The organism is Bosea vestrisii, assembly GCF_030144325.1.
Taxonomy (GTDB): Bacteria; Pseudomonadota; Alphaproteobacteria; order Rhizobiales; family Beijerinckiaceae; genus Allobosea; species Allobosea vestrisii_A.
This window is the reverse complement of sequence record NZ_CP126307.1, coordinates 2,455,891-2,474,951: the sequence shown is the minus strand read 5'-3', so window position 1 is coordinate 2,474,951 and position 19,061 is coordinate 2,455,891. Positions and strand designations below refer to the sequence as shown.

Genomic DNA, 19,061 nt, shown 5'->3' with positions numbered 1-19,061 from the left:
CGAGATGTCCGCAATCGAGCCGAAGACAGCCAACCTCGTCGTCGAGGGCAAGCTCGTCATCGAAGGACTTTGCAAGCGCTATGGTGCGACCACGGCTCTCGAGCCGAGCTCGCTCAGCGTGGCCGAGGGCGAGTTCCTCACCTTGCTGGGGCCTTCGGGCTCCGGCAAGACGACACTGCTGCAGCTGATCTGCGGGCTGGTCGAGGCGAGCGAGGGGCGGGTCGTGATCGACGGCCGCGACCAATCGGCCACGCCGGTTCACCAGCGCGATATCGGGCTCGTCTTCCAGCATTATGCGCTGTTCCCGCATTTGACCGTGGCCGAGAACATCGCCTTCCCGCTGAAGATGCGCGGACGCCCCGGTGCGGAGGTCGCAAGCCGTGTCTCGGCGACGCTGGAAATGGTCCATCTCGGCCATCTCGCCGGGCGGTTCCCGCGCGAACTGTCCGGCGGTCAGCAGCAGCGCGTCGCGCTGGCCCGCTGCTTCGTCTACCAGCCCTCGATCATCCTGATGGACGAGCCGCTCGGCGCGCTCGACAAGAAGCTGCGCGAGCACATGCAGATCGAGATCAAGCGGCTGCATCGCGAGAGCGGCGCCACCATCGTCTACGTCACGCATGACCAGGAGGAGGCGCTCGCAATGTCCGACCGCATCTGCCTGATGAACCATGCCAGGATCGAGCAACTCGGCACGCCACGCGAAATCTACGAGCGCCCGCGCACCGCCTTCGCGGCCGATTTCATCGGCATCTCCAACATCTTCCGCGGCCGTTGGGACGGCAACGGCGCGATCGACACGGCGCATGGGCGCTTCGCCCTGCCGATCGGCGCGCGCTGCCAGAGCAAGGATGCCACCCTCGTCATTCGGCCGGAGAACCTGCGTCTCGGCGCCCGCGACGGCAACGCCGTGAGCGGCCGCGTCAGCGAGGTCGTCTATGCCGGCTCCGAGACGCGTGTCATCGCCGCGCTCGACGACGGCAGCCCGCTGGTGCTGCGGCTCGGCCCCGACGATCTGGTGCCCGCGATCGACGAGAGGATCGTCGCCGGCTGGTCGCGCGACAAGGCGGTGCTGGTCGCATGAGCGCGGTAACCCTCAGCAGCGCGCCGGCGCGCCCCAGAAAATTGCGGTTCGGCGCGCTCTGGCTGGCCGTGCCCGGCCTCCTATTCCTGGCGGTCTTCTTCGTCTATCCGGTCGCGCAGCTGCTCGGCCTGAGCATCGTCGATCCGGAGAGCGGCGCCTTCTCGGCCGGCGCCTATCAGCGCATCGCCGCGACGGACGTCTATCTCCGCGTGCTCGGCATCACCTTCCGCATCGCCGGCTGGACGGCGGTCTGGTCGCTCCTGATCGGCTACCCGCTCGCCTACTGGATCGCACGCCTGCCCGACCTGTTTCGCGGCCGCATGCTGCTCTTCGTCATGGTGCCGTTCTGGACGAGCTATCTCGTCAAGACCTTCGCCTGGATGATCGTGCTCGGGCGCAGCGGCATCATTAACTCGCTGGCGACCGGCTCCGGCATCGTCGACCAGCCTTTGCCGCTACTGCACAACCAGTTCGGCGTCATGGTCGGTATGGTGCACGCGATGGTGCCGCTGGCGGTGATGACCATGCTCCCGGTGATGACCGGCATCGACCGGCGGCTGGTCCAGGCGGCGCAGACGCTCGGCGCCGCACCGGCACGCTCCTTCTGGCTGGTCTATTTCAAGCTCTCGCTGCCGGGCGTGGCGGCGGCGGGCCTGCTGGTCTTCATCTCCTCGCTCGGCTTCTTCATCGTGCCGGCCTTCCTCGGCGGTCGCCAGGAGACCATGCTCGCGCAGCTCATCATCACGCAGGTGCAGGAGCTGCTGAACTGGTCCTTCGCCGGCGCGCTGTCTGCGATGATGCTGGCGGCAGCGCTGGTCTCCTGCGTGATCTATGACCGGCTCTTCGGGCTCTCGACCATCGCCGGCGGCTCTGCTCAGGTCGGCACCGGGCGCATCCGCGACCTCGGCCTGGCGGTCCTGTCGGGCGTCGCGACCCTTGCGGGCCATCTCGCGACGCTGGCGCGATCCCTGCTCGGCAAGCGCGCTTCTGCGCTTCTGCTGCCCGGCTTCTGCTGGCTGGTCATCGCCTTCCTCGTGCTGCCGACGCTGCTCGTGATCCCGCTCGCCTTCACCTCCTCGCAGTTCCTCGAATTCCCACCGCCAGGCTATGGCCTGAGCTGGTTCCAGGCCTATTTCAGCTCGCCGCTCTGGATCCAGGCGACGATCCGTTCCTTCGCGGTTGCCTTCGTCACGGCAATTGCCGCAACTGCCATCGGTGGCTTTACGGCTCTGGCGCTGGCGAACAGCCGCACGCGCTGGGGCGGGCTGATCTTCGCTTTCTTCCTCGCGCCGATGATCGTGCCGCGCATCGTCATCGCCGTCGGGCTGTTCTACCTCTTCGCGCGGCTCGGGTTGATCGCCACCGATCTCGGCCTCGTCATCGGTCATACCGTGCTGGCGATCCCGTTTACGTTGGTCACCATCGCCGCCGTGCTCAAGACCTACGACCAGCGCCTCGATCAGGCGGCGGCGACGCTCGGCGCCAACCGGCTGCGGACCCTGACCGGCGTCACCATCCCGCTCGTGAAGGGCGGTCTCGTCGCGGCCTTCCTGTTCGCCTTCATCACCTCCTTCGACGAGCTGACGATCGCGATCTTCGTCTCGGGCGGCATCAAGACCACGCTGCCGAAGCAGATGTGGGACGACATGATCCTGCAGCTCAACCCGACGCTCGCGGCGGTCTCCGTGGTCGTCTTCGTCGTGGTGACGGTGATGCTGCTGCTCGCGGAACGCTTCCGCTCCTCTTCCTGATCGACCGAGCATGACCTCCTTCAACGACGACGGCTTCGTGAGCCTTCTGACCACGCGTGCTGCCGCTGAGCCAGACAGCGTCTATGCGCGCTTCTGCGGCAAGCCCGTGACCTATGCCGGGCTCGAACGCCGCTCGGCCGCCTTCGCCGCGCATCTCAGGGCGCGCGGCATCAAGCCTGGCGACAGGGTCGCCGTGATGATGCGCAATTCGATCGCCACGATCGCGGTGGTGTTCGGCTTGGCGCGCGCTGGCGTCGCGTGGGTGCCGGTCAACGCGCAGCAGCGCGGCGAGGGGCTGCGTTACCTGTTGACGCACTCGCAGCCGCGGCTCGTCGTCGCCGATGCGGAGCTGGCGCCGCAGATCGCCGAGGCGATGGGTTCGGAGCCGGAGCTGCCACAGCTATTGCATGCGCCGGGCGGCGGGCTCGACGGTGTTCTGGCCCGCAACGAGCGCTTCGACGAGCCGGCGCCGGCCGCCGACGCGGTCTTCGCCATCATGTACACATCGGGCACCACCGGCCGGCCGAAGGGTGTGATCGTCTCACATCGCATGCTCCGGCTCGCGGCGGAGAGCGTCGCGCGGCTGTCCGATGCGAGACCAGCGGATGCCTTCTTCGTCTGGGAGCCGCTCTACCATATCGGCGGCGCTCAACTCCTGCCGCTACCGATGATCAGCGGCATCACGCTCGCCATGGTCGAGCGCTTCAGCGCCAGCCGCTTCTGGGATCAGGTCAGGGATGAAGGCGCCAGTCATATCCACTATCTCGGCGGCATCCTGCAGATCCTGCTGAAGCAACCGCCGTCGCCGCGTGATCGCGAGCATGGCGTGCGCATCGCCTGGGGCGGCGGCTGTCCGCCCGACATCTGGCCGCAGTTCCGCGACCGCTTCGGCATCGATATCCGCGAATGCTACGGCATGACCGAGGCCTCCAGCCTCACGACCTGCAATGTGACCGGCGTGCCGGGCTCGGTCGGCCGGCCGTTGCCCTGGTTCACAGTGAAGCTCCTGGGTACCGACGGCAGGCCGGTGGCCACTGGCGAGCGCGGCGAGATCGTGGTCGAGACCAGCATCCCCGGTGCGATCTTCCCCGGCTATCTCGACAACCCGGAGGCGACGACGAAGGCCCTGCGCGAAGACGGATTCCACACCGGCGACCTCGGCTCCTTTGATGCCGACGGCAATCTCTATTTCCACGGCCGGATGACCGACAGCGTGCGCTGCCGGGGCGAGAATGTCTCGGCCTGGGAGGTCGAGCACGTCGCTGCCGAATACGAGGCGGTCGAGGATTGCGCGATGATCGGCGTCGCTGCCGATGTCGGCGAGCAGGACATCAAGCTTTTCGTCAAGCCGCGCGACGGCATCGTCATCGATCCCCACGCGCTCTCCGGCTGGCTCGGCCTGCGCCTCGCGCCCTACCAGAACCCGCGCTACATCGCCGTCGTCGACGAATTCGAGCGCACGGCGAGCCAGCGCATCATGAAGCACAAGCTCTCGCCCCGGCTCGATGATTGCTGGGACCGGGCGGCGATGGCGGCGAGGCTCTGACATGGCCGGCTGCGACATCCTGATCTCGGGGACCGGCGGCTTTGCCGCGCGCATCGCCTTCGACATCGCCGCAACGGCCGACGAACCGGTCGAGGTGATCATCGCCGGGCGCAACCGCGAGCGCCTGAACTGGTTGCGCACTGCTGCGAACGCCCGCAGCGCGCTGTTCGGCAAGAAGGCGCGCTTCACGACACATGCGGTTGATCTGCTCGTTCCGAACGCGTCGGACGAGATGCTCGCGGCGACCGTTCCGCACATCGTTGTGCAGGCGGCCTCGATCCAGACCTCGCAGGTCATCGCCCAGAGCGGGAACGCCTGGACGCAGCTCGTCGCCGAAGGCGGCCTGAGCGCTACGGCTGTCTTTCAGGCCCTGCTCAGCTCGCGGGTCGCAGCGGCGATCACGCGCAGCGGCAAGCCCGTGACGCTGGTCAATTGCGGCTTCCCCGACGTGGTCAACGGCATGATCCGGGCGATGGGCCACGAGGTCGCGTGCGGCATGGGCAATGTAGCGATCCTCTCCAATGTCTTCGCCGGCTCAGCCGCCACGCCGCCGGGGGCCGAGGTCAAGGTCCTCGCTCACTACCAAAACCTTGCCGCCTGGCGCCGCCGGCCGGAAGAGCGCCGGGGGCGGCCACCGCGCGTCTGGCTCGACGGCGTCGAGATCGAGGATGTCTATGCACGCTTCGCCGATATCCAGCTCACCCCAGAACCAGTCATCGAGATCTCGGGCGCAAGCGGTGTTCCCATGCTGCTCGCCATGGCGGTCGGCCGCCCTTGGCGTGGCCATGTCCCTGGCCCGAACGGCCTGCCGGGTGGCTATCCAGTCCGGCTCGTCGACGGTAGCCTCGAACTGGAGCTTCCGGATGGCGTCAGCGAGGCTGAGGCGATCGCCTGGAATGCCTCCTTCGAGGAGCAGAATGGCCTGATCGTCTCTCCCGATGGTTGGATCAAGTTCACGGGCATCCTGAACACCAAACTCGGCGAGCACGTTCCCGGCCTTCGCATGGGATTTGCGGTACGGGAGCTGGAATTAATCTGCGATGAACTGCTCAAGCTACGCGCCGCGCTGATTAACGAGGCCTAGGCAAAGCTTGCATCCACGCACCATTCGTACCGTGGTGAGTCCGCTTCCAGGAAGGACGCGAGAGTCAGCTCTTGACGCAGATCGGTAGCTTCAGAGCTCTCAATACGCAGCTACTCGTTGGCCTGGCGAGACGCAGATCCGCAGGCTACTCAGTGCCTGCCTGCACCGACGAAGTTGCGCAGCTCGGGCGTCTGCGGTTCGGCAAAGAGCTGCGCCGAACGGCCACTCTCCCAGATCTTGCCCTGATGCATGAACACCGTGGTGTTGGCGACCGTGCGAGCGAAATTCATCTCGTGGGTGACGAGCAGCATGGTCATGCCGTCGCGCGCGAGTTTCTCCATCACCAGCAACACTTCGCCGGTCAGCTCCGGGTCGAGCGCGGAGGTGACCTCGTCGAACAGCATCACCTTCGGCTTCATTGCCAGCGAGCGGGCGATCGCGACACGCTGTTGCTGGCCGCCGGAGAGATTGTCCGGGTAGCTGTCGAACTTGTCGGAAAGCCCGACCTGGGCGAGCACGTCCTTCGCCAGCGCTAGCGCCTCCGCCTGCGGCACGTTCTTGGTAATGCGCGGCGAGAGCATGATGTTCTGGCCGACTGTCAGGTGCGGGAACAGGTTGTAGCTCTGGAAGACGATGCCGACGTCCTTGCGCAGCTCGCGCAGCCGTTTCTGATCCTGGTCGACCGCATGGCCGGCAACCTCAATGCGCCCCGACTGGAAGGCTTCGAGCCCGTTGACGCAACGCAGCAAGGTCGACTTGCCGGAGCCCGAGCGGCCGATGAGCGCGACGACCTGGCCGGGCTCGACGTCGAGCGAGACGCCTTTCAGGACCTCGAGCGAACCGTAGCTCTTGTGGACGTCTTCAATGAGGACGGCTGGCATTCATCACCTTTTCGAGATGGCGGCTGAGCCGGGACAGGGGGAAGCAGATGGCGAAGTAGATCGCCGCCACCAGCGTGAATATCTGGAAAGGCTGGAAGGTCGCGTTGTTGACGAGTTGCCCGGCCCGCGACAGTTCGACGAAGCCGACCACCGAGACGATCGAGGTATTCTTCACGAGCTGAACCAGGAAGCCGACGGTCGGCGGCAGCGAGATGCGGATCGCCTGGGGCAGGATCACGTAGCGATAGGTCTGCGCCGGCGAATGGGCCAGCGAGGCCGAGGCCTCCCATTGCTGAAATGGCACGGATTCGATCGAACCGCGCCAGATCTCGGCGAGGTAGGCCGAGACATAGATCGCGAGCGAGGCCGAGGCGGCGAGGAAGGGCGGCAGCTCGATGCCGAACAGCGACAGCCCGTAATAGCTCATGAACAGGACCATGAGCACCGGGATCGACTGGATCACCAGGATGTAGCCGGCTGCGAAACGGCGCAGCAGCTTGATCCGCGACAGGCGCAGGATGGCGAGGACGCCGCCCATCAGGCCGCCAATCAGGAAGGCGATCGCGGTCAGTAGCAGCGTCCAGCCTGCGGCGCGAAAGATGAAGAGGGCCTCGGGCCAACCGAAGGTCACCATCACGCAGCCTCCGCCTTGGCGTCGAGCCGGTCGAGACTGGAGAGGCGCGGAAAGATCCGCCGGCCGAGCCAGAGGAGCGAGACCTTCAGGCTGAGCGCCAGTGCCAGATAGATCAGCGTGACGACGATATAGGTCTCGAAGCTGCGGAAGGTGTTCTGCTCGATGATCGCCGCCGTGCCGGAGAGCTCCGGCACCGAGATGAAGGAGCAGATCGAGGACGCCAGCAGCATCAGCACGAACTGGCTCGACAGCGCCGGCCAGACCCGCGCCAGCGCCGGCATCAGCACGACATATTGAAAGACCTGGCGTTTCGTCATGGCGAGCGACAGGCCGGCCTCGATCTGCGAGCGGTGGATCGAGTCGACGCCGGCGCGGATGATCTCAGTCGCGTAGGCGCCGAGATTCAGCGTCATGGCGAGCAGCGCGGCTTCAGTACCCGACATGCGGATGCCGATCAGCGGCAGCCCGAAGAACATCATGAAGAGCTGCACCAGGAAGGGCGTATTGCGCATCAGCTCGACATAGGCATCGACGAGCATGCCGACCCAGCGGCCGAACAGGCTCTTGGCGGCGACGAGCAGTACGGCGAGGGCGAGGCCCAGGACGATCGCGCCGAAGGACAGCCCGATCGTCAGGAGCACGCCGTTGAGGATGCGGTCGGCTTCGGCGAAGACCGCTTCGAACTGGAACTGATACCGCATGATCCCTTCCCTGCAGGTCGCGCAAAGCCGGCGGAGGAATGCTCCGCCGGTAGCTCAGGGACTGGTCAGAAGGTCGGCAGCTGCGGCAGCGGCGAGCCGACCCACTTCTCGGAAATGGCGTTCAACTCACCGTTCTGCTTGATGTAGTAGATCGTGTTGTTGAGCCATTGCCTCAGCTCATAGGCGTCCTTGCGGACGGTCATCGAGTTGGGCTGCATGCCGAAGACAAACTTCAGCTCCGTCTCGGTCTCGCCGCGCGCCTTGATCGCGGCGTTGGCTTGCGCGTCGGGGCCGGCGATCGCTTCGACCTGGCCGGAGAACAGCGCCTGCATGGTGGTGGCGTCGTCCTCGAAGCGCAGGATGGTGAGGTTGAGCTCCTTCTCGCGATTGGTGAATTCGCGCTCGACGCTGGAGCCGCGGTTGACACCGACCTTGCGGCCCTTGAGGTCGGCCCAGTCTTTGATCGGCGTGCCCTTCTTGGCATAGATGCCGGTCTGGAAGGCGCTGTAGGGGATGGTGAACATCACCGCCTTGGCTCGCTCGGGCGTCGGCGCCAGCGTCGCGATCAGGAAGTCGACCTTGCCGGCCTCGAGCGCCGGAATGCGCGAAGGCGGGGTGAGCGGCACGATCTCGACTGGCACGGCGAGATACTTTCCGACGAGTGCCGTGACGTCGGCATCGTAGCCGATCGCGTTGCCCTGGGCGTCGACGGAGCCATAGGGCGGGGCGCCGATGAGCACGCCGATCTTGACCTTGCCGCGCTTGACGATCTCGGTAACCGTCTGAGACGAGGCCTGGCTCGCCGCCAGCATGCCTGCGCCGAGTGCCAGCAGCGTGCCGGCGATCTTGAGATGCCTGAAGAGTTTCATTGGACGTTTCCCTGGTTGGCGGCTTGCCCGCCTTCGTTGTTTCCGGCTTCGTCCGGCCGGCTGCTGGAGAGGGTTCAGGCCTGTGCGGCCCTGACGAGATTGACGAGCGGCTCGCCCGCCGCTCTGCGGCGGATATTGTCGGCGATGGTCTGCTGGCGGCGCCGGATCGTGCCACTGGTCCAGCCGGACATGTGCGGCGTCATCACGATGTTCGGCAGTTCGTGGAAGGGGAGCGTCGCCGGCAGGGGATTGGCGTCGGCCCGCCCCGGATAGCGATACCAGGTGTCGATCACGGCGCCGCCGATCCGGTTCTGCTTAAGCGCCGCATAGAGCGCCGCCTCGTCGATCGTCGGACCACGCCCGACATTGAAGATCACGGCATCGCCCCGCATCGCCGAAAGGGCCGTGGCATCGACCAATCCTGTGGTCTCAGCCGTCAGCGGCACGGAAACCACGATCGCGTCGCAACCGCCCCAGAAGTCCGCCAGCCGGTCGAGGGTGAAGCTGGCATCGACCAGCTCGGACGTTTCGACCGGGCTGCGATTGGCGATATGAACCCGCATCTCGAAGGCCTTGGCCCGCCGGGCGATCGCCTTGCCGATATGGCCGAAGCCGAGCAGGCCGATCGTCTTGCCGGCAATCTCGCCATGGACGCGGTCCGGCGCTCCGGCCCAATAGGCCCAGTCGCCCTGGCGCAGGCGCCGGTCGGCATCGGCCAGCGGAACATGGCGGGCCAGCAGCGCGCTCATCACGTATTCGGCGATCGCCTGCTCGTGGCCGAAGCAGTTGCAGACGCTGGTACCGGCCGGCAACGCGTTCAGATCGACCGCGTCATAGCCTGCGCCGGGGACATGGAAGAGCTTGAGGTCATGCGGCCTGGGGAGCGTGCTGTCGAACTTGACGCCGACGATGACGTCGGCCTCGGCATAGGCGCGCCGGTCGGCCTCGTCGCCCAGGGCATCCGGCAAGATCCGGATGTCGGCCTCGCCGCCGACGAGCTCCCCGAAATCCTGGCTGAAGGACGCCGCGTTCTCGCCGTGAAAGATGATACGCATGAACTCATCCGATGTCGCGTTAGGAGGCCGGGCAGGCTTGGCGCCCCGGCCGTGATGAGGCTCAGAGGGTCGAGCGGCGGACGGTCAGGTCGGAGCGCTCGAAGACGGCGGGCAGCAATTCGACGCCGAGCCCCGGACCTTCCATCGGCAGCACATAGCCGTCCTTGAACACCGGCATGGTGGTGACGAGCTCGTTGTACCAGCCGGTGTAGAAGGCCCGGACGGACTCCTGGATCAGCGTGTTGGGCTGACTGAACGAGGCATGGATCGCCGCGATGAAGCCGACGGGGCCGATGCAGTCATGCGGCGCGAACGGCCGGTGATAGGTTTCGGCCATCGCCGCGATCTTGCGGCCTTCGGTCAGGCCGCCGGTCCAGCACAGATCAGCCATGACGATGTGCATGGCATCCCGGTCAAGCATGTCCTTGTAGGGGAAGCGCGAGCCCAGCGTCTCGCTGGCGCAGACCGAGACGGTGGTCGAGCGCGCATATTCGGCGAGCGCCTGCGGCGAGTTCATCCGGATCGGATCCTCGTACCAGGTCGGGCTGTAGGGCTCGAGCGCGCGGGCGATCTTGATCGCGGTCGGCAGATTCCAGAGCGAGTGGAACTCGACCATGATCTCCATCTTGTCGCCGACGGCCTTGCGGATCTTCTCGAAGGGCTCGATCGCCTTCTTCATCTGCGCCGGGGTGATGTGGACGCCCTGGTTCTCGATCGCCGGGGGTCGAACGGCCAGATCTTCATGGCGGTGATGCCGCTCTCGAGCAGGCTTTCGGCGACAGCGTCGGCGCGGTTCATGAAGCCGTCGAGGTCTTCGTAGGGGCCTGCGGATTCGCCGAGATTCCAGGTCGAGACCGGCTTGATGTTGTGCGAGCGGACATATTTGTAGCCGGCACAGGTGTTGTAGATGCGCTGCTTGTCGCGGCAGAGGCCGCCCAGCATCTGGTGCACGGGCTGGCCGCAGACCTTGCCGAAGATGTCCCAGAGCGCGATGTCGACGGCCGAGGTCGCGCGCGATTCCACACCGGTCGAGGCCTGCGCCATCGGCAGGTTCGACATCTCGCGATGCAACGCCTCGATATGCAGCGGATTCTTGCCGAGCAGGCGCATCGACAGCGTGTCGTGCAGGTGCGACTCGACCGCCCCGGCGCCATAAAAGGTCTCGCCCAGGCCGATGATGCCGGCATCGGTGTGGACGCGCACCCACAGGACGTTGGCGAACTCCTCGGTCCGCATCGTCTCGATGGCGGTGATCTTCATGACGCTTTTCCCTGAATTCTATTCTTGCAGGCGGCCGCGCGATCGGCGCGTCGGCCCTCGTGATCGGACAGCCGAGTGGCCTACAGCACCGAGATCATGCCGCCATCGACATAGATGATCTGGCCGCTGACATAGTCGGAGGCTGCGGAGGCGAGGTAGACGCAGGTGCCGACGAGTTCGTCCGGCCTGCCCCAGCGCCGGGCCGGCGTGCGGCCCTTCACCCAGGCGTCGAAGGTCGGGTTGTCGATCAGCGCCTGGTTCATGTCGGTCAGCATGTAGCCGGGGCCGATCGCATTGGCCTGGATGCCGAGTTCGCCCCATTCGGCCGCCATCGCCTTGGTCAGCATCTTGATGCCGCCTTTCGCCACCGTGTAGGGCGCGACGGTGGCGCGGGCGAGCTCGCTGGTCAGCGAGCCGATATTGATGACCTTGCCGCGGCCGCGCCTGGCCATGCGCCGGGCGGCCTCGCGGCCAGTTACGAAGGCGCTGGTCAGGTTGGTGTCGATCACGCGCCGCCAGTCGGCCGTCTCGAGCTCGAGCATCGGCTTGCGGAACTGGATTCCGGCATTGTTGACGAGGATGTCGACCGCGACGCCGTCCGCATCGAGCGCCTCGAACGCGGCGACGATCGCGGCCTCGTCGGTCACGTCGAAGCGCAGGCCGCGTGCAGCATGGCCGGCGGCCGTCAGAGCGGCGACGGCCTCGTCGAGCCGACCCTTGTCGGCACCGTTGAGGATGATCGTAGCGCCCGCTGCGGCGAGCCCTTCGGCCATGGCGCGGCCGAGCCCGCGCGACGAGCCGGTCACGAGCGCGGTGCGCCCGGAAAGATCGAAAAGCCTGTTCACGTTCAGCGTTCCTGGGGCGCTATCGTCTGAAGCGCGGGATGGACCGGCGGCGGGCCGCCTGTGGTGATCTGCGAGGCGTAGCGGCGATAGGATTCGCCGATGTGCTTGCGCATCGCTTCTCCGGCTCCGGCCGGATCGCGCGCCCGGATGCGGTCGAGAATCGCGGCGTGATCAGCACGGCGGATCGCGATGTTCGAGGCTTCGCCACGGTCCTTGTTGCGCATGCTCTGGATCGAATTGAGCAGCGGGCCCGACACGAACTGCAGAACATTCAGGAACAGCGGATTGTGCGCGGCTGCGGCAATGGCGAGGTGGAGCGCCAGATCGTGCTGGGCGCTCTCCTCGCCGAGATCGTCGGCCGCATTCAGTGCAGCGTCGGCCGCCTCCATCCGCGCCAGATCCTCGGGCGTATGGCGCAGGGAGGCGAGCTGCGCCGCCTCGACCTCCATGCCGAGGCGAAATTCGAGGAACTGCAGGATCGACTGTTCTGATGCCTCGATCTCGGTGCGTCGCAGGCGCAGCGAATCCTGCTGGTTGACGAAGAGGCCGAGGCCGCGCCGGCTTTCGACGATGCCGTCGGCCCGCAGATAAGCGATCGCCTCGCGCACCACGGGGCGGCTGACGCCGAGCTGGCGCGCGAGCTCGGTCTCGGATGGCAGGCGCGCGCCCGGCTGCAGCGCGCCGGTCCTGATCGACTTCGCCAAAGCGGCGGCAGCGTCGCTGGCGAGATTTGGCCTGGATCCGATCGATGACAGCTGCATGGCGTTTCCCGATGTCGCCTTACATTGTCATGCTGTCAGTTGTTTGACAACCTGACATCTGCAGCGTTATGGGGACTTATCGGCGCCGCCAGCAGAGCGAAGTCAAGCGCGCCCCACGGGAGGTCTCCATGCTCTACCAAACGCGCCGGACCGTGCTCGCCAGCCTCGCCGCCGGGGCGGCCATCGCTACGGCTCATGTCGCGCCGGTTTCGGCTCAGGATGTGAAGACCGCCAAGCTCGGCCATTCCTTCGCCGATGCTCATCCGCGCGCCACAGCGATGAAGCGCTTCGCCGAGGAGGTCGCCAAGGCGACCAATGGTAGCGTCAAGGTCGAGGTCTTCGGCAATGCGGCACTCGGCTCCGAGGAGAAGATGCTGATCGCCACCCAGTCGGGCACAATCGATTTCTACATGGGCGCGCTCTCGCCGATCGCGGCGCGCAAGAAAGAACTCCAGATCTTCGATTTCCCGTTCCTGTTCGCGAGCGATGCGGAGGCCGCGGCTGTGCTCGACGGGCCGGCAGGCCGTCGTCTGCTCGACAACCTCGCCGATATGAATCTGCAGGGCCTGGCCTGGTCCGGCGGCGCCTTCCGCAACCTGTCGAACAGCAAGCGCCCGATCGCCTCGCTCGCCGACATGAAGGGGCTGAAGGTCCGGGTCATGCAGAGCCCGATGGCGCTGGCGAGCTTCAACGCCATGGGCATGAACGCCGTGCCGATGGCCTTCACCGAGGTCTATACGGCGCTGGAGACCAAGGCGCTCGACGGCTACGAGCATCCCTTCGTCGACATGTACGCGAACAAGATGTTCGAGGTGCAGAAGCACCTGACGGTCACCAACCACGTCTACACGCCGGTGGCGCTACTCGCCTCGAAGCGGTTCTGGACCTCACTGACGCCCCAGCAGCAGGCCGCCGTCCAGGCGGCCGCGGAAACCGCGCGCGCCTTCCAGAGGGAGGCAGAGCTGCGCGAGGCCGGGGAGGTCCTGAACGAGCTCAAGGCCAAGGGCATGGTGGCGGTCGAAATGCCGCCGGCCGAGCTCGATGCGATTCGCAAGGCGATCCAGCCCGTGATCGAGAAGAACACCGAGGTGATCGGCGCCGCCTTCGTCAGCGACTTCTACGCCGAGATCAGGAAGCAGCGGAAATGAACACTGCCACCTCGCGGTGGAAAAACCTTGCGGGTCCATTGAACCGGCAAGCGCTCAAATGGCAAACCCCCGCCTAATCGATTTAGGAGACGAGAGCCGTGACCCAATTCCGCCCGACACGCTTTGCTTTCATCGCGACCTTGACCGCTGCGCTGCTGGGCTCGGTCGCCGCCATGGCCGAGGTCAAGGCCAAGATCGGTCATGCGATGCCCGACACCCATCCGCAGGCGACGGCGGTCAACAAGTTCGCCGAGCTGGCCGCGACCTACACCAAAGGCAATGTGAAGGTGCAGGCCTTCCACTCCGCCATGCTCGGCAGCGACGAGAAGCAGCTCCAGGCGGCCCAGGCGGGCACGCAGGAGTTCTATATCGGCACGCTGGCGCCGCTCTCGACCCGGGTGAAGGAAGTACAGGTCTGGGACCTGCCTTTCCTTTTCCAGAACGAGAAGGAGGTCTACGCGGTGCTCGACGGCGCCTCGGTGAAGAAGATCTTCGACAAGATCGAGCCGAGCGGACTCGTGGGCCTGACCTGGACCGGCATGGGCTTCCGCAACCTCTCGAACAGCCGCCGTCCGGTGAAGACCGCCGAGGACGTCTCCGGCCTCAAGCTGCGCGTGATGGCGAATCCCGTCGCGCTCGACACCTGGAAGTCGATCGGCGCCAACGCCGTGCCGATGGCATTCTCCGAGGTGTTCACCGCACTCGAGGTGAAGGCCCTCGACGGGCAGGAGAACCCGCTGCTGCACATGTGGTCGAACAAGATGCAGGAGGTGCAGAAGTACATCTCCATCACCAATCACGTCTACACGCCGGTCGCGCTGGTCGCCTCGAAGAAGTTCTGGGACACGCTCTCGGCCGATGACAAGGCCGGCATCCAGAAGGCCGCGACCGAGGCGGGCCTGCTCCAGCGCAAGTTGCTCGACGAAGGCGACCGCGACGTCATCGGCAAGTTCAAGGAAGCCGGCGTATCGGTCAACGAGGTCTCGGCGGACGATCTGCGCAAGGTCCAGGACAAGGTCAAGTCGGTCGTCGAGAAGTTCAAGGGACAGATCGGCGACGAGTTCGTGACCGGCTTCGTGGCCGAGATCGAAAAGGCACGCGCCGCCAAGTAAAGGCACGCGCAGCGGCGGCTGGCCTTGCGCTGGCCGCCCGTTCTGGCCCGGCGCGAAGCCGGCACCCTCACATAATGCCGGCGAGGTGACTGATGAGCAGCCTGCTCAAGACCGCGGTCGACGGGTTCTACCGCATCATCGAGATCATTCTCGTGGCCTGCATGACCGTGATGCTGGTCATGGTCTTCGGCAACGTGGTCCTGCGGCTGTTCTTCAACACCGGCATCGACCTGTCGGAGGAAATCCCGCGCTTCGCCTTCGTCTGGATGACCTTCCTCGGCGGCATCATCGGCCTGCATCGGCGCAGCCATCTTGGCGTCGACATGGTCGTCCAGGCCCTACCGGTGCTCGGCCGCAAGGTCTGCTGGGCGATCAGCCAGGTCATCATGCTGATCTGCTCACTGTTCATCTTCTACGGCACCTGGCTTCAGCACGACATCATCGCCGGCAATGCCTCGCCGGTCGCCCAGCTCAGCATGCTCTGGGTCTATGGCGTGAGCTACGTCACCGGGGCCGCGATCGCGCTGATCTGCCTGTCGAACCTCATTCGCCTCGCGCGGGGCGAAGTCGCCGATAACGAGCTGATCGATGTCCACGAGGAGGGGCTGGCGGAAGGCCTCGAGGCCGAGCGCGATATGAAGGCGCACATGGCTGGAGGAGCCAAGCCATGATCGTCTTCGTCTTCATCGCCTCGCTACTGGGCCTGATGGCGCTCGGCATGCCCGTGGCTTTCGCGCTGATCGGCTGCGGCCTCGCCATGATGCTCTACATGGGCATCTCCGATCCGCAGATCATCATCCAGAACATGTGGGATGGCGCCAACAGCTTCCCGCTGCTCGCCGTGCCCTTCTTCATGCTGGCCGGCGAGCTGATGAATGCCGGCGGCATGACCCGCCGGATCATCACGATGGCGATGGCCTGGATCGGCCATATCCGCGGCGGCCTCGGCTATGTCGCCGTCATCGCTGCGGTGATCATGGCCTCGCTTTCGGGTTCGGCAGTGGCCGACACGGCGGCGCTGGCCTCGGTGCTGATCCCGCTGATGCGGAATGCCGGCTACGACATCAACCGCTCCTGCGGCCTGATCGCCTGCGGTGGCATCATCGCGCCGGTGATCCCGCCATCGATCGGCATGATCATCTTCGGCGTCACCGGAGGCGTCTCGATCACCAAGCTCTTCATCGCCGGCATCGTGCCGGGCGTCCTGATGGGCGTGGCGATCATGCTGGCCTGGCGCTGGAGCATCCAACGCGACAAACCGCGCGTTGAACCCAAACGCAGCATGGCCGAGAGGCTGACCGAGACCCGCAATGCACTCTGGGCGCTGGTCCTGCCGGTGGTCATCATCGGCGGCCTTAAGTTCGGCCTGTTCACGCCGACCGAGGCCGCGGTCATCGCCGCCGCCTATTCGCTCTTCGTCGGCCTGGTGATCTATCGCGAGATCAAGATCAGCGACCTGTTCGGCCTGATGTACCGCGCGGCCGAGACGACGGCCGTCATCATGTTCCTGGTCGCCGCTGCCGGCGTCTCGGCCTGGCTGATCACCACCGCGAACATCCCGCAGCAGCTCGCCGAGATGGTCGAGCCCTTCATGGGCAACAAGATGCTGCTGACAGCGGTGCTGATGCTGCTGGTGCTGATCGTCGGCACCGCGCTCGATTTCACCCCGACGGTGCTGATCATGACGCCGGTGCTGATGCCGGTGGTCAAGCAGGCGGGCATCGACCCCGTTTATTTCGGCGTGCTGTTCATCATGAACAACGCGATCGGCCTGGTGACGCCGCCGGTCGGAACCGTCCTCAACGTCGTCTGCGGCGTGGCGAAGGTGCCGATGACGGGCGTGATCAAGGGCGTCATGCCCTTCATGATCGCCCAGATCACCGTGCTCGTACTGCTCGTGGTCTTCCCGCAGATCGTGATGTGGCCGCTTGCGATGATGTCCCGCTGAGATGGAAGCAGCGGATTTGCGGGTACCCGCTTCGGATATCAGCACTTCGCCTGCGCCCGGTTCGACCTCCCGTTAGCCGACGACTAAACGGCCATCGGATATCAGCTGGGTGAATCAAGGATGTTCGCTTTCGGGGTGTTTCACCCTGACGAGCGATCGGCGATAGTGGTCCATAGCCAGCCTGGCGACGATCCGATCCGGACATTCTAATGCGAGCCGGGGCGCGCTTAGCCGGCTAATCTGAGGTCTGGTTCAGGCCACATGTGGCTAAACCCAGACCCGATGCGAGCAGTGCCCGGCCTGCCTTGTCCATCATCAACCTTCGTGCGGTTTCGCGCCGCTTAGCTTGATGGCATTAAGGCAGGCGAGAAATCAATTCCTCGCCTGCCGCTCACGAGCAGCGGCGCTCAGCGGCGCAGCAGTGGGCGGATGACAGTGAGATTGTCGATGGTATGCGAAAGATGGAGTCGTAGACGTTCTGCGGCCTCGGACTGCTTGCCGTGCGCCAGGCTGTCGAGAATCGCGAGATGCTCCTCGCATTGCTGGCGGTAGCGCTTGCGGTCGAGCATGGAGCGGTAGGACAGTAATCGCCTCACGCGGTTTATCCGGCGGATCGTGTCGAGAAAGAACGGATTGCCTGAGCCTGCCACGATCGTTTCGTGGAAGCGGACGCCGCGCTCGTGCAGGGCATCGGCTGTATCGGTCTCGATGGCGCCCGCGAGCAGCCGCTCCTCGGCAGCCCGGCACGCTGCAATGCTCTCGGGCGCCAAATGGTATCCAGGTTCCAGAAGCGCTGCGGGTTCGAGCGCCAGGCGCAGTCGGTAGGTCTGCTCGAGGCTTTCTGGCGTGTTCAACACCGGCGCGAAGGTCCAACCATAGCCAGCGCGCCGCTCCGCCCAGCCTTCCTGGCTGATGCGGGTCAGGACCGCATTGAGCTCGGCGCGTGTGAGGTCATAGCTCTGCCGCAAATCGGCTTCGCTGACCTGCTCCGGAAGGCTGCCGCGGAGATGGTCGTCTGCAATCCGGAAATAGGCCTGGGTCACTCCATCCGGCTCGGAAAGCCCAAGTGTCTCACTCGAAGGCGGCGACGCCTGTTCAACGAAATAGCCCCGATTGCGTTCGTGACGCAGCACACCCTTATCAGCCAGAAGCTGGAGTGCCTGGCCTACAGGAAACCGCGACACGCCGAGACGTGTCGCAATGTCCTGAGAGCGGAGATGGGTTCCGACGCCCATGGCACCATCCCGGATTTCGCCGAGGATGCGCGCCGCAAGAGGTGTTGCGAGCTCTCGTCTTCCGCTGCCAGCCATGACCTGCACCTCGGCGGCATTCCCGCGCCCGAAATTTGGTCTATGGCCGGCATGGTCGCGCGGCAAGCAGGACCTATTTCACGAGGCCGATGGTCTTGAGGATGTCGCCGACGCGGACCTGTTCCTCCTTGAGGAAAGCGGCGAAAGGCTCGCCGGCGAGATAATAGTCGTCCCAGCCGCGCGCCTTGAGCAGTGCCTTCCACTCGGCGCCGGCGACCAGAGTGTCAAATATCTTCGTCAGCTGCCCCTTCTGGTCGGCGCTGATGCCAGGGCCGGCCATGACCGCACGCCAGTTCACCACCTCGACGTCGTAGCCGAGCTCCTTGAGCGTGGGTACATCGACGCCTTCGAGGCGCTTGCCCGACGAGATCGCGAGTGCCCGCAGCTTGCCGGCCTTGATCTGGCCCTCGAACTCGCCATAGCCGGAAACGCCCGCAGTCACGCGGCCGCCGAGCATCGCCGCTAGAGCTTCGCCGCCTCCGGAGAAGGCGACGTAGTTGACCTTGTCGGCATCAGCTCCCGCCACCTTGGTGACAAGCGCAGCCAGGATGTGATCGGCGCCACCGGCCGATCCGCCCGCCCAGGTGACGCGCGCCACATCGGCTTTGATGGCGGCCACGAAGTCCTTCACCGACTTGTGAGGCGACTCGGCGGGAACGACGATGACGAGCGGGTCACCGGTGAGGCGCACAAGCGGCGTCACCTGATCCAGGCTGACAGGGGATTTGTTGGTCAGGATGGCACCGACCATCGTGATGCCATTGACCATCAGCTGGCTCGGGTCGCCCTTGGCGCCGTTGATGAACTGGGCCAACCCGATCGTGCCGCCGGCGCCCGTGACGTTGTTGACCTGGACGCTGCGAACGGCCTTGGTCTCGGTCAGAACCTGCTGAATCGAACGCGCGGCGCCATCCCAGCCACCGCCGGGACCGGCCGGCGCCATGATCTTCAGTTCCTGGATCGGCGATTGAGCCAGCGCGAGGCCGGGCGAGATCGACAGAGCTGCGATGCTGGCGGCCAGAAAAGCTCTGCGCGTCGTCATGGTGATCCTCCCAAGGGTGATAGTTGGTTGCGT

The 19,061-nt window shown here is 65.5% G+C and carries 17 protein-coding genes and 1 pseudogene; 8 read left to right on the top strand and 10 right to left on the bottom strand.

What is annotated here, in order from left to right; all coding sequences use genetic code 11:
- The first annotated feature begins 4 nt into the window (after positions 1-4).
- From QO058_RS12310 to QO058_RS12295, 4 genes are read left to right on the top strand one after another with little or no spacing between them, the layout of a single operon-like run.
- A complete protein-coding gene (locus tag QO058_RS12310) occupies positions 5-1,081 on the top strand; it encodes an ABC transporter ATP-binding protein (protein WP_284172316.1) in 1,077 nt (358 codons plus the stop codon).
- Positions 1,078-2,832, top strand: a complete 1,755-nt coding sequence (locus QO058_RS12305; RefSeq protein WP_284172315.1) for an ABC transporter permease subunit — start codon at positions 1,078-1,080, stop codon at positions 2,830-2,832. Before QO058_RS12310 ends, QO058_RS12305 begins: the two co-directional genes overlap by 4 nt.
- A 10-nt stretch (positions 2,833-2,842) precedes the next feature.
- Positions 2,843-4,378, top strand: a complete 1,536-nt coding sequence (locus QO058_RS12300) for an AMP-binding protein (RefSeq protein ID WP_284172314.1) — start codon at positions 2,843-2,845, stop codon at positions 4,376-4,378.
- Between the two features lies 1 nt (position 4,379).
- The gene (locus QO058_RS12295; RefSeq protein ID WP_284172313.1) at positions 4,380-5,462 is read left to right on the top strand and encodes a hypothetical protein; all 1,083 of its coding nucleotides are present in this window, start codon (positions 4,380-4,382) and stop codon (positions 5,460-5,462) included.
- A gap of 149 nt (positions 5,463-5,611) precedes the next feature.
- On the opposite strand, the gene QO058_RS12290 is transcribed toward QO058_RS12295, so the two are convergent.
- From QO058_RS12290 to QO058_RS12255, 8 genes and pseudogenes are all read right to left on the bottom strand, one after another.
- On the bottom strand, positions 5,612-6,343 hold the full coding sequence (locus QO058_RS12290) for an amino acid ABC transporter ATP-binding protein (protein WP_284172312.1): 732 nt from the start codon (positions 6,341-6,343) through the stop codon (positions 5,612-5,614).
- Positions 6,324-6,977, bottom strand: a complete 654-nt coding sequence (locus tag QO058_RS12285) for an amino acid ABC transporter permease (protein WP_284172311.1) — start codon at positions 6,975-6,977, stop codon at positions 6,324-6,326. Before QO058_RS12285 ends, QO058_RS12290 begins: the two co-directional genes overlap by 20 nt.
- Positions 6,977-7,678 carry an amino acid ABC transporter permease gene (locus QO058_RS12280; RefSeq protein ID WP_284172310.1) on the bottom strand — a complete coding sequence of 234 codons (702 nt, stop codon included), beginning with the start codon at positions 7,676-7,678 and terminating at the stop codon, positions 6,977-6,979. The genes QO058_RS12285 and QO058_RS12280 overlap by 1 nt, the downstream gene beginning before the upstream one ends.
- 65 nt (positions 7,679-7,743) lie before the next feature.
- A complete protein-coding gene (locus QO058_RS12275; RefSeq protein WP_284172309.1) occupies positions 7,744-8,547 on the bottom strand; it encodes a transporter substrate-binding domain-containing protein in 804 nt (267 codons plus the stop codon).
- Positions 8,548-8,621: 74 nt separating this feature from the next.
- On the bottom strand, positions 8,622-9,602 hold the full coding sequence (locus QO058_RS12270; RefSeq protein ID WP_284172308.1) for a 2-hydroxyacid dehydrogenase: 981 nt from the start codon (positions 9,600-9,602) through the stop codon (positions 8,622-8,624).
- A 61-nt stretch (positions 9,603-9,663) separates the two neighbouring features.
- Positions 9,664-10,862, bottom strand: a pseudogene (locus tag QO058_RS12265) (mandelate racemase/muconate lactonizing enzyme family protein).
- A gap of 80 nt (positions 10,863-10,942) precedes the next feature.
- Positions 10,943-11,707, bottom strand: a complete 765-nt coding sequence (locus tag QO058_RS12260; protein WP_432212039.1) for an SDR family oxidoreductase — start codon at positions 11,705-11,707, stop codon at positions 10,943-10,945.
- Positions 11,708-11,709: 2 nt separating this feature from the next.
- Positions 11,710-12,468, bottom strand: coding sequence for a FadR/GntR family transcriptional regulator (locus QO058_RS12255; protein ID WP_284172307.1), 759 nt, complete (start codon positions 12,466-12,468; stop codon positions 11,710-11,712).
- Positions 12,469-12,596: 128 nt separating this feature from the next.
- Between QO058_RS12255 and QO058_RS12250 the strand changes: the two genes are divergently transcribed.
- From QO058_RS12250 to QO058_RS12235, 4 genes are all read left to right on the top strand, one after another.
- Positions 12,597-13,616, top strand: a complete 1,020-nt coding sequence (locus QO058_RS12250; protein WP_284172306.1) for a DctP family TRAP transporter solute-binding subunit — start codon at positions 12,597-12,599, stop codon at positions 13,614-13,616.
- Positions 13,617-13,714: 98 nt separating this feature from the next.
- Positions 13,715-14,728 carry a TRAP transporter substrate-binding protein gene (locus QO058_RS12245; RefSeq protein WP_284172305.1) on the top strand — a complete coding sequence of 338 codons (1,014 nt, stop codon included), beginning with the start codon at positions 13,715-13,717 and terminating at the stop codon, positions 14,726-14,728.
- 92 nt (positions 14,729-14,820) lie between these two features.
- On the top strand, positions 14,821-15,399 hold the full coding sequence (locus tag QO058_RS12240) for a TRAP transporter small permease (protein WP_284172304.1): 579 nt from the start codon (positions 14,821-14,823) through the stop codon (positions 15,397-15,399).
- On the top strand, positions 15,396-16,676 hold the full coding sequence (locus tag QO058_RS12235; RefSeq protein ID WP_284172303.1) for a TRAP transporter large permease: 1,281 nt from the start codon (positions 15,396-15,398) through the stop codon (positions 16,674-16,676). The genes QO058_RS12240 and QO058_RS12235 overlap by 4 nt, the downstream gene beginning before the upstream one ends.
- A gap of 407 nt (positions 16,677-17,083) precedes the next feature.
- On the opposite strand, the gene QO058_RS12230 is transcribed toward QO058_RS12235, so the two are convergent.
- Both QO058_RS12230 and QO058_RS12225 read right to left on the bottom strand, forming a co-directional pair.
- Entirely contained in the window at positions 17,084-18,052 is a 969-nt protein-coding gene (locus QO058_RS12230; RefSeq protein ID WP_284172302.1) for a GntR family transcriptional regulator, read from the bottom strand.
- A 7-nt stretch (positions 18,053-18,059) separates the two neighbouring features.
- Positions 18,060-19,028, bottom strand: coding sequence for a Bug family tripartite tricarboxylate transporter substrate binding protein (locus QO058_RS12225; RefSeq protein ID WP_284172301.1), 969 nt, complete (start codon positions 19,026-19,028; stop codon positions 18,060-18,062).
- Between the last annotated feature and the right edge of the window lie 33 nt (positions 19,029-19,061).

Bases quoted from the DNA above. Each gene is read 5' to 3' on its own strand.
- QO058_RS12310 (WP_284172316.1), top strand. From the start codon at position 5: ATGTCCGCAATCGAGCCGAAGACAGCCAACCTCGTCGTCGAGGGCAAG.
- QO058_RS12305 (WP_284172315.1), top strand. From the start codon at position 1,078: ATGAGCGCGGTAACCCTCAGCAGCGCGCCGGCGCGCCCCAGAAAATTG.
- QO058_RS12300 (WP_284172314.1), top strand. From the start codon at position 2,843: ATGACCTCCTTCAACGACGACGGCTTCGTGAGCCTTCTGACCACGCGT.
- QO058_RS12295 (WP_284172313.1), top strand. From the start codon at position 4,380: ATGGCCGGCTGCGACATCCTGATCTCGGGGACCGGCGGCTTTGCCGCG.
- QO058_RS12290 (WP_284172312.1), bottom strand. From the start codon at position 6,343: ATGCCAGCCGTCCTCATTGAAGACGTCCACAAGAGCTACGGTTCGCTC.
- QO058_RS12285 (WP_284172311.1), bottom strand. From the start codon at position 6,977: ATGGTGACCTTCGGTTGGCCCGAGGCCCTCTTCATCTTTCGCGCCGCA.
- QO058_RS12280 (WP_284172310.1), bottom strand. From the start codon at position 7,678: ATGCGGTATCAGTTCCAGTTCGAAGCGGTCTTCGCCGAAGCCGACCGC.
- QO058_RS12275 (WP_284172309.1), bottom strand. From the start codon at position 8,547: ATGAAACTCTTCAGGCATCTCAAGATCGCCGGCACGCTGCTGGCACTC.
- QO058_RS12270 (WP_284172308.1), bottom strand. From the start codon at position 9,602: ATGCGTATCATCTTTCACGGCGAGAACGCGGCGTCCTTCAGCCAGGAT.
- QO058_RS12255 (WP_284172307.1), bottom strand. From the start codon at position 12,468: ATGCAGCTGTCATCGATCGGATCCAGGCCAAATCTCGCCAGCGACGCT.
- QO058_RS12250 (WP_284172306.1), top strand. From the start codon at position 12,597: ATGCTCTACCAAACGCGCCGGACCGTGCTCGCCAGCCTCGCCGCCGGG.
- QO058_RS12240 (WP_284172304.1), top strand. From the start codon at position 14,821: ATGAGCAGCCTGCTCAAGACCGCGGTCGACGGGTTCTACCGCATCATC.
- QO058_RS12235 (WP_284172303.1), top strand. From the start codon at position 15,396: ATGATCGTCTTCGTCTTCATCGCCTCGCTACTGGGCCTGATGGCGCTC.
- QO058_RS12225 (WP_284172301.1), bottom strand. From the start codon at position 19,028: ATGACGACGCGCAGAGCTTTTCTGGCCGCCAGCATCGCAGCTCTGTCG.